The organism is Alteromonas sp. DY56-G5 (assembly GCF_041414725.1).
In the GTDB taxonomy this organism is placed as follows: domain Bacteria; phylum Pseudomonadota; class Gammaproteobacteria; order Enterobacterales; family Alteromonadaceae; genus Alteromonas; species Alteromonas macleodii.
On sequence record NZ_JANHZQ010000079.1, the window covers coordinates 1 to 8,929 of the forward strand.

The window sequence follows — 8,929 nt, forward strand, 5'->3', positions numbered from 1 at the left end:
GTTTTATTATCGAGTTCGAGGAACGCCTCGAAAAGCATATTAACTAATGGCAGTTACACAGAATCTGTTACAGGCTCCAGGTATCCCGCCCGAATCGCTTTTACCTAAATTATCTAATACCTCTATCTTGCTACTTAACGCTGTAGTTGTGAGTAACAAAACTTCACCAGTGACTATCATTTCATGTCCAAGCTCGCTCAACGAATAAAGTAAATCATTACTTTCTCCGACTAAGCGTAGGCTGTTCGATATGAACATATCAACCTGTCTATCCTTTTCATGTATTATCAGTGTTCCATCATTGCTTTCAGAAACGAAAACCCTTCCGCTCTTACCTTCTGTAACTTTTGATGTGGCGTACCAAAGTTCAGCTAAGTCAGCGTGTGTCAAAATTGATTCATCTAGACTTGACGATGATTGTATGCCCATTCCATTGAGCATACTGTTGAATTCTTGTTTTCTTACAGAGTCAATCCACCATGTGGCACCTAATGCAATCCAACCAAGTTCTCTTACACTATAATTGTCCATGAAAGATGGGACAGGTTGGAGATATGGGGGGATGTCTTGGCCTGAATTATTTAATTCATTGTTTTTCATCTCCGAGTATTCATTGCGAATGCTTCTTACCCTATTTTCATATTCATTCGAAATTGAGGCTAGTTGGTCTTGGGTACTTGCTATTAATTGCTCTAGAGCGGAATCTTCCAGTTCGTCTACTAAGTAACTGTTGACGAAATTGACAGCTAAAATTCCTACTTGCTCCCTTGTTTGAAGAAATGCATTGAATGATGACTCAATAAACCACTCTTCAGGTACACCATCAATAGAGAACTTAAAATTTGGTAAATCAGCATTTATTTCATATTTTCCACAACTATCAATCGAGTAAGTTGTAAAGAATGAATCATTTCCTTGGGATACTGAAACAACGGTTTCACCAGTACGGTCAATATTTTTAGTTAGGTGTGTTTTGATTAGTTCTTCACCTTCAACTGCATTAAGTCCTTCTTGGCAGATAAATGTTTCAAATAATTGGGAAGTGATCTTTGATGATTGGATATTTGTTTGAGAGTTAAATTGACCACCGACGCTCATATTGTCATATGCAATATTAGCTAATTGGTTAGCATTTTGAATGCTGTAGCCGTTAATAAGTATGTGGCCATATTGGAAGAAACAGTAGCCGGCAGATAAAGGAACTGTTGACAGTAGCGCTATTATTAAACGGACGGAAACGCCAGCTTGGTCCAGGTCTGATTTTTTATTTTTTCCACTATGGGTCGCTGAAAAGAACCAAGTAAACAAGTTCCAACCGACTAGGAGCAAAACGATACCAAATAGAGAACCACACCAAACAATCATTACTTTTCCTAAAAGCGCGTCTGGTGAGTCCGGGGCTTCTCCACCTTGGATAATGTTTACAACATCTCCAAACATTCCCCTTAGTATTTGAACCGACAAGTCGGTCCTATTCTCTACAATTGGATCGTCTGCTTGAGCTTCCTGCGCCATCAGCTTTCCTGAATTTATAGTCAGAACGCATATAGACAATAGTAAGGCTCGGGTAAGTTTTCTAATGCTCATAATTTTCCCGACTTATCTGGCTTTTGCGATTGTTAGCACCGCAACACATAAAGATAATTTCATTGTCTATTCAGCGCGGTAGGTTTCAAACCGCTTTTCCCACTTATTGAACATTTAGAGGATGTTATGCCAGCAGCAATAAGATTTGACTCACACTCGATAACTGAGCACTGGAATAACTTTCCAGAAATAAAATATCTTTTTGAAAGAATTTCTGATGTTGAAAAGTGGGTGCTTGATTTCGATGCTGAAACAGCTTTAAAAATCGAAAATTGGGTGGAGGAGATAGATGATAAATTGGATGTAATTAAGAACAATCATCCGGCATTGCTTACTCTGCTTGCATTCATGTCGGTATCATCTTCGATGTACTTGCTTCAAATGCTCGAAGTTAGAATTCCTGGGCTAATAAGCAATCTGTCCCTTTCGGCTTCAAAGCTAGCTGATAATGAAAAGTATGGCAGACAGTCAGTAATTCTCATCGAGCGCTTGGCCGCAGCTCACACTCAGGTATCTCTATCTCAATTACTAAATAATAAACGTCTCGCACTAGTGTACGCGGCCATTGACAAAGTACAGAAGAGAAAAGGAAGTTCACTATGAAATTTTCAATATACGGGAAGTTACTGTTAGCGAGTGTAGCTTTTTCTGAATTAGCAATTGCTCAGGAAGAAGACGCATTCGGTTGTGCAGAGTCAGATACTTCGATTGCTTGCTCACAAAAAAATCAGGTTCAAGAAATTTGGACGGACATGAATAAATCATTTTCATATCTAACAGATGATTTAATACAAAATCCTTCTTCAGCGATCGATGCCGGTTGCTTAAATGACATTAATAAGGTCGATATTAATGCTATAGCAATAGACCCCAAATCGATATTTTCAGGGATATACGCAGCATTGAAAGACCAAATCTTAAACAAAGCTTGTGATGCCATAAATGACAAAGTTAACGAAGCAACATCTTATCTAGATCAAAGGCTTGAAGCTCCGATGGGTATCGGTTCTGTGTCTGTCAGCACACGAGGCTCGTCAGATGTACAAAGTTTTTCTGATATTGCATCGTCACGTTCAAGGCTTACCAACCGAGAGGCAACATCTGAAGCAGTTCAGGAAGTTTTTGGTGAATATCCAAGGATTACCCGTAGAGATTGGACCGACCAATCTGTAGAAGAAATAAAAGTAGAGGCCAGAGGGGTTGATACTAGAAGTCAGCGTACCGAAGACCAAGAAAGGCTTGATTCACTTCTAGATCTAGACCGTTTATTTAAACCGGAGGTTGAAGAAGAGGAGGAATCGAATGAAGAGAATAATTAAAGCTGCACCATTACTCTTAATGTTTGCTGCATCTGAAGCTCGTGCGGGTTGCGATGCTTGTATTCAAGCGTCTGTTGAGAAGGCTTCAGCAAGTATTAGCGCGTCGTTAAACTCTTTAAAAACTACCGTAGACACAAATGTACAAGCGACAAATCAATTAAAAGTGACTGTTGATACATCTAATTCAACGATGGTTGGATTATTGAATGCACAACAACAACAAATGCTGACTGCGCTAGATGGTGTGGCAGCAAAATTAAGCCTTTCACAAGAAAAGCTCGGTGTAACTATACGAAATTTAACAGATTACACTGTAAATGAAATTAACCTAGCGATAAAGAATCAAACTAAGACAGAAGGTTTTATAGACAATTCGAAGGAATTTGGTCCATTAGCGCATCCCGTATCAAACGATATTACTGTAAATAGAGCTGAGCATTTAAAAGTAGCGTTGGTCGAATTAAACGGGTTATTAGATGACAGTGTAAAAAAGTTTCAGAGTTGGGCGTTGGTTGTTGGCGAATCAGATTCTACGAGCAGCCTAAGAGCCAAAAAGGTCAATGAGAAAATAGAGGAGTTAACACCCCTTCTAGACTTACTTCATTTACCAGTCATATCAATAGAGGATACAAGCTCATTACTCAATTTAATGAAGCTACTTGTTTTACCAAATCCTCAGAAAATTTCAGATTTAAGTGAGGTACAGAAAATTGCATATTTCTCAGAAATAGCAAAAAAGTCTGCAGCCTATAGAGCTCTTGCTTCTGAAGTTATAAATAAAGCAGCACTATTATCTATTGATGGTTGGGATATTGGGTATACACAAGTAACCGCATTAGACGGAAAAACTTCAATTGAAGAGTTTATTGCATCCGAGACTGAGCGAAAGTTGGTTTCAGAAGATTGGCACTTAGATGTTAAAACAAAAAGCGATACAGGTCTTATTCGCGAGCAGATTAACCAAATGAACATTACTAACTTCCTGCTTAATGAAATTATCAAACAGGAGCGTCTTTCATTAGCAATGGAGGCAAATAAGTAACATGGTACGGTTTATCCTATTTTCCATTTTTCTGTTCATTCCTTTTAAAAGTCATGCAAATTTTGGTTTCGGGCCATGCTGCTCTGGTTACACTTGTGGAATTATTCCATGTGATTCCTCTTGTGCCGGTAAGGCTTTTAATAGTTTTGGAACCAAAGCTAGTCAGTTACTAAGTAGCGTTAATACAAGCTCTAAAGATTTGTCGCTCTCTGAGGCTGATGTCTCAGCCTCTGTTGCAGAAATGTACAGCTCCCTTGCAACATCTTACCAATCAAATCATGAAAGCAAGATAACTGCTCTTGATGGTGTAGCACTAAAATTGGAACTTGCCCAGTCCGGTCTTAGTAAATCGGTGAGTACATTTTTTGAGGCTCTTGTATCAGAATTTGTGAATGCACTAAAATCCCAATCGAAGTTAAAAGCAGTCCACCAAAACTCAAATTCATTTAGTGAAATTGGGTACCCAGTGTTTAATGAATTGATAATTGGAACAGCTACTGACTTGAAGGTCGCACTGGTTGATAAGCAGACATTTCAATTCGAAACCAGCAAAAAACTTAATGCATTTAAAAATGTCACCTCCAAGCTGCACAACAGTTCGAAAACAAAAGCATCACTCAGGAAATCAATAGACTCGGTATCACAAGATTTTGATATTTTGAGCATTATAGATGACGGCCAAAATATTTTTGCCAACTTGCAGATCTTAGAGCAAGCGAAGCCTGATAAGTATTCAGCTCACACAAATTCCTACCTAGTTAGTATCCAAATTAAGAATGAGGCTGAACGGAGCCTTTCTAGCTATTTAAATGCATTATCTACCGCCCCGTTAACAGAACAAACCTTAATAGGTAACACTTTTAAACTGTCAAAATCAGGCCTTGAAAGGCAGCTAATAGCTACCAATCAACTTAGCAATACTTTGTTCAAAAGTTATTTGGAAACATTAAAAATCCGGAAAAATGAACAGGTGGAAGAAATAAAGTGAAATTATTCTTATTTATCTGTTTTTTCTTACTTTCCGGGTTTATCTCTAAAGACGTAAAAGCATGGGAGCCTTGTAAACCATTCTGTGACTCTCAATGTAGCGCAAAAGCTATTTCAAATATGGGAAGGCAAATAACTAATGACGTTTCCCAACTCACTAGTTCTTGTAGCGAATTTAGCAGAGTAATGTTTGATGTTAATACTAGTTTTCAAAACCTAGCAATTGAATGGAATACCACTCAAATTGAAAAGGTGGAAGCAGAAATAACGGCGTGGGATGGTCTAGCTAATAAAGTCCTACTTAATGATTTGGTTACCGTTAAATACTTTACAACATTATCTGAGCAATTGGTTTACTCGATTCAAGGAGCTCTTAAAGCATCGACTAAAATACGTTCATTTCAATACACATCATCTCTGTTCAGTGAACAGTCTCTCTATAACCATCCGCTGGCTGGAAACTCAAAAGCAATAGGAGTTTTGTCAAATGCTTTTACGAATGAAAGTGAGTCTGAAGGGCATTTCTCTCAACTCATATTTGAAAGCTCTAAGCTAAGCGCGTCATCTTCATCATGGAGGCGCAAAACTACAAAATGGTTAGAGGAAGGGAATTACAGAAATACGGATGAAAACTTTGCTCGATTTATTGGAGTTCAGAGCAAAGATAGACTTGAAAGTGGACAGCGGTCTCCATCGAAAATAGCTCTCTTAAAGCTTATTTCAATCATTAAATCACGACAAATTGAACGACATAAAAAAGTTAATGAGAGCTTAGATGGTGCGAATATTTTAACGGTCATAAATGGAGAAACCGTTGATTCTATTCTTCGGGGTTCATCATTGAATGACCTAGTTACCAAATCTAATACGGCATTAGTCAATGAGCATTACCTACGAACAAAAAGTATTCATAAGAGAAATGAGATCAATATTAATCTGAAAGTAATTCTAGAAATAGCTCAAGAAAAAGCGCTCCTGAAATCAACTAGAAGTCTTCTTTGAGCATTGCAGTCTATATGCTGCAAATATCGCAAGATATAAGCCCCTAACTTAGAAATTTAATAAATAATAAAGCTGAACAAATTTGGAGGTGTACTGATGGACCATAGTTTGAATGGCGAAGGTGAGAATATACATGATGTTGACTCATTCAATGATGCGATAAACGAGTTGAATCAAGAAGAACTTGCGGCAACAAATGCTAGTGACTTCGAGATGGAGCAGGGGAATTCATTAACTTTTGAAGAATATCAGGATCTTGTAGACCAATTAAATGACGCAGAGAAAGAGCTTAGGGACGCTTCAAGTGAGCAACCTAAACTAGAAGACGAAAAGGAAATTTCGAATATCGTTGACGAAGAAGAGGAGGCCGAAGAAGAGGACGAAGAAGAGGAGGCCGAGGAAGCTTTTGAAAGCTCAAATTACAAAGAAATATTAGATGGTTCTAGTCAAGACGTAGATAGTTCAGTCAAAAGCGAGTCCACTCTTGGGGCGAATTCCCAGGAAAATGCTCCAAATCAACCTTATCAAGAAGAGGAATCATTACAGGCTGACTTCGAGGAATTCTTTAAAGAAATCAAAGATGAATCGAAAAAAAATGATGAAATTGAGATTGAATTAGAAGATTCAGATAGTCAAAGGGAATATCCACCGGGATATAACTACAGCCAAGTCCAAGCGCCTCATTTTCAAAATACCCATCATATGCCACAAAGTGGGGGAGTAAAGCCAGGGACTCCTATTGATATTCGCGGTACTGCTAACTCTAGCTTACATGCTGGTCAGAAGGCCGGGAATGGTCTTTTCGAAGGTCTTTCGTTTATTGCAAAAGGTGCTACCGCATTAGCTGTTGCGTCTGGAGCAGCGGTATATGGAGCAATGGAAACTGTGGGTAAAAAAGCTGCTGAAAAAAGTGGCTCCGCTATTTCAGGTGCCTCAGAATGGATGACAGAGTGGTCTAAGACTAAAGGCGAGTCTAACGAAGCCGGCTCTGCTGAAAGTTCTGTTGTTGAGTTAGATGGAGATGCCAACTTAGTAAAAGGTGTTTTTGAAGACTTGGCCAAAGAAGTTAAGTATGCGGTAGAAATCGGTAATTTTGAACAAGCTTCGGAAATGATATCTGAAATAAGCTCCTATCTGAAAGAGACCGGTTCTGTCGTGGGTGATGGAGAATTTCTTGAACCATTGATTTCAGATTTGAATGAAACTGTTGGCGGAGCTAAGGAGCTCGATGAGGAAGAGAAAGAAAATCTTTTGCAAGCTATTAAAGAAGTGTTAGAGGCTATAAAAAGCCTGTTCTCCAAAGCTGCTGAAACACCATCAATGTCATGATAAAAGTACAAAAAAAAGCGGTCATCATGCCGCTTTTTTCTGTTCTAGGCTACTTTGCGCCATAGTAAATTGTTGCGAGAAGAGTAACTAATGCAATTCCTATAGATATCAAATATCTAAAGCTCTTCTTCTTAAATATTGGGGTAGACACATCGATGTGAATGCTTGGCCCCATAGCCGATTTGCAATTAAACCCTTCCGATTCCATTAATTTATTTAAGTCAGCAGTAGATGGGGCTGATAGGATAGAAATATGTGCTTTTATTGTTTGTGGAGCTTCTTTTAAAGCCGTTATACTCCACTCTGCTTCATAGGAAAAACTTCCTCCACGTTTTTCCTCTACAGTTCCTTTGACAGTATTATGTGGTTGAATTGAGCACAAGTTTTCATTTGCAATTAACTTCGCGGCACATTTTTTCAGTAATTGAGGGAGGTAAAACTCTCTATCTTTCTTGTTTATCAAGTAAGGTAAGTCTGCCTCTTCCATATACCCAATAATCTTTAGGCAAACATCTTGTTCTTTTTCCAGCTCAAGTTTCCTAGGAAAGCTTATTTCAACTCTACCTTTGAAGTTGTTTTTTAAGTATTCACGAGACGCCCTATAAATCGGGTTGATTTGTTCCTGATTCAGCTCTATCAGTTTTGACTGTGTAATGTTAAGTATTGGAAATGACGCCGCCTTTAATAATTCTAGATAATCAATTAATAGAGAGCGGTATGAATCTCTTTTACTTCTAAAGGAACTCGTTAAATCTTCTAAAGTTGTATAAGCAAATGGTGGGATATCAAAAGATGCAAGGGACTTTGCATATGCAATAGCTGATTCATCTTGTATTTCTTTATCCAATCCCTGAAATTCAGCTTGAGATTGAACATAACTAAGGTTTTCGGCGCGATCACTCAGCAATTCATGAAGTTCTGCGATGTTATTGATGGACGCTTCCTGAGCAGATTCTTCAATTTTTAACATACGGAAAATATGTAAAGCCAATTCATACCCCAAAATGTCTTCTATGGAAGATTGAATTGTGACCCGATTACCTGAATTGTCTGAAGCCTTAGTTGTCATATGAACGTCCCTTTCGCTTATTTACAACTAGTATATCTCAAATATGAATTTAATTAATGGTTCACCAGGAGCACGGTAAAAGCTTCATGATTTAATAAATTCTAGGTGAAGGTGGTGATAGTTCAAAGAGCTATCATTTTCGATACTGAATCATAGGGAGCAATGATTATCAAACTCATATGCTAAGGCTGCCGCACCCAAATTATTAGGTGCGGATAAGCCGAATAAGTTTCTACGTAGGTTGTTTTAGGTGTGATTATTTATCAGCTTTCAATAGTTTTGAGAATTCAGCTGTAAGAAGCTCTAAATCATCTTCTCTGCTTTCAATCTCAGTCTTTGTATATTTAAGCTCTGAACTAAGGCTCTCAACAGTCTCAGAGGAGAGTTTGTCTGCGTCGTCTGTAGATACCCCTAGCTTTTGTGAAATATGGCTGAGGCTCTTTTCTAGGGAGCCTAGGGTGTCATTATCGATATCGATATCGAAGTCGTAAATGAACGAAGAATTGTCTGGTAAAGTGAGACTGTAACTAATTTTGTGTAACTGCCTATCTCAATTTACTCTATAGAGAGTTAAGGATAGGCAGATGAACATGA

Annotated in this window: 8 protein-coding genes; 6 read left to right on the plus strand and 2 right to left on the minus strand. The window is 38.3% G+C overall.

The features are described 5' to 3' along the window. Positions 1–39: 39 nt before the first annotated feature. The gene (locus NO989_RS21070; RefSeq protein WP_371343152.1) at positions 40–1,515 is read right to left on the minus strand and encodes a DotA/TraY family protein; all 1,476 of its coding nucleotides are present in this window, start codon (positions 1,513–1,515) and stop codon (positions 40–42) included. Positions 1,516–1,713: 198 nt separating this feature from the next. Between NO989_RS21070 and NO989_RS21075 the strand changes: the two genes are divergently transcribed. From NO989_RS21075 to NO989_RS21100, 6 genes are all read left to right on the plus strand, one after another. Then, entirely contained in the window at positions 1,714–2,190 is a 477-nt protein-coding gene (locus NO989_RS21075) for a hypothetical protein (protein ID WP_015068593.1), read from the plus strand. Beyond that, on the plus strand, positions 2,187–2,906 hold the full coding sequence (locus NO989_RS21080) for a hypothetical protein (protein ID WP_015068594.1): 720 nt from the start codon (positions 2,187–2,189) through the stop codon (positions 2,904–2,906). Before NO989_RS21075 ends, NO989_RS21080 begins: the two co-directional genes overlap by 4 nt. After that, a complete protein-coding gene (locus tag NO989_RS21085; RefSeq protein ID WP_015068595.1) occupies positions 2,890–3,948 on the plus strand; it encodes a hypothetical protein in 1,059 nt (352 codons plus the stop codon). Before NO989_RS21080 ends, NO989_RS21085 begins: the two co-directional genes overlap by 17 nt. A 1-nt stretch (position 3,949) precedes the next feature. After that, positions 3,950–4,936 (plus strand): hypothetical protein, encoded by a 987-nt coding sequence (locus NO989_RS21090; RefSeq protein WP_015068596.1) that lies wholly within the window; start codon positions 3,950–3,952, stop codon positions 4,934–4,936. After that, positions 4,933–5,937 (plus strand): hypothetical protein, encoded by a 1,005-nt coding sequence (locus NO989_RS21095; RefSeq protein WP_015068597.1) that lies wholly within the window; start codon positions 4,933–4,935, stop codon positions 5,935–5,937. The genes NO989_RS21090 and NO989_RS21095 overlap by 4 nt, the downstream gene beginning before the upstream one ends. Before the next feature lie 96 nt (positions 5,938–6,033). After that, positions 6,034–7,266, plus strand: coding sequence for a hypothetical protein (locus tag NO989_RS21100; protein ID WP_015068598.1), 1,233 nt, complete (start codon positions 6,034–6,036; stop codon positions 7,264–7,266). A gap of 49 nt (positions 7,267–7,315) precedes the next feature. Here the strand turns inward: NO989_RS21100 and NO989_RS21105 are convergent, their stop codons facing one another. Then, complete coding sequence (locus NO989_RS21105; protein WP_015068599.1) at positions 7,316–8,335, minus strand: hypothetical protein; 1,020 nt, start codon at positions 8,333–8,335, stop codon at positions 7,316–7,318. Between the last annotated feature and the right edge of the window lie 594 nt (positions 8,336–8,929).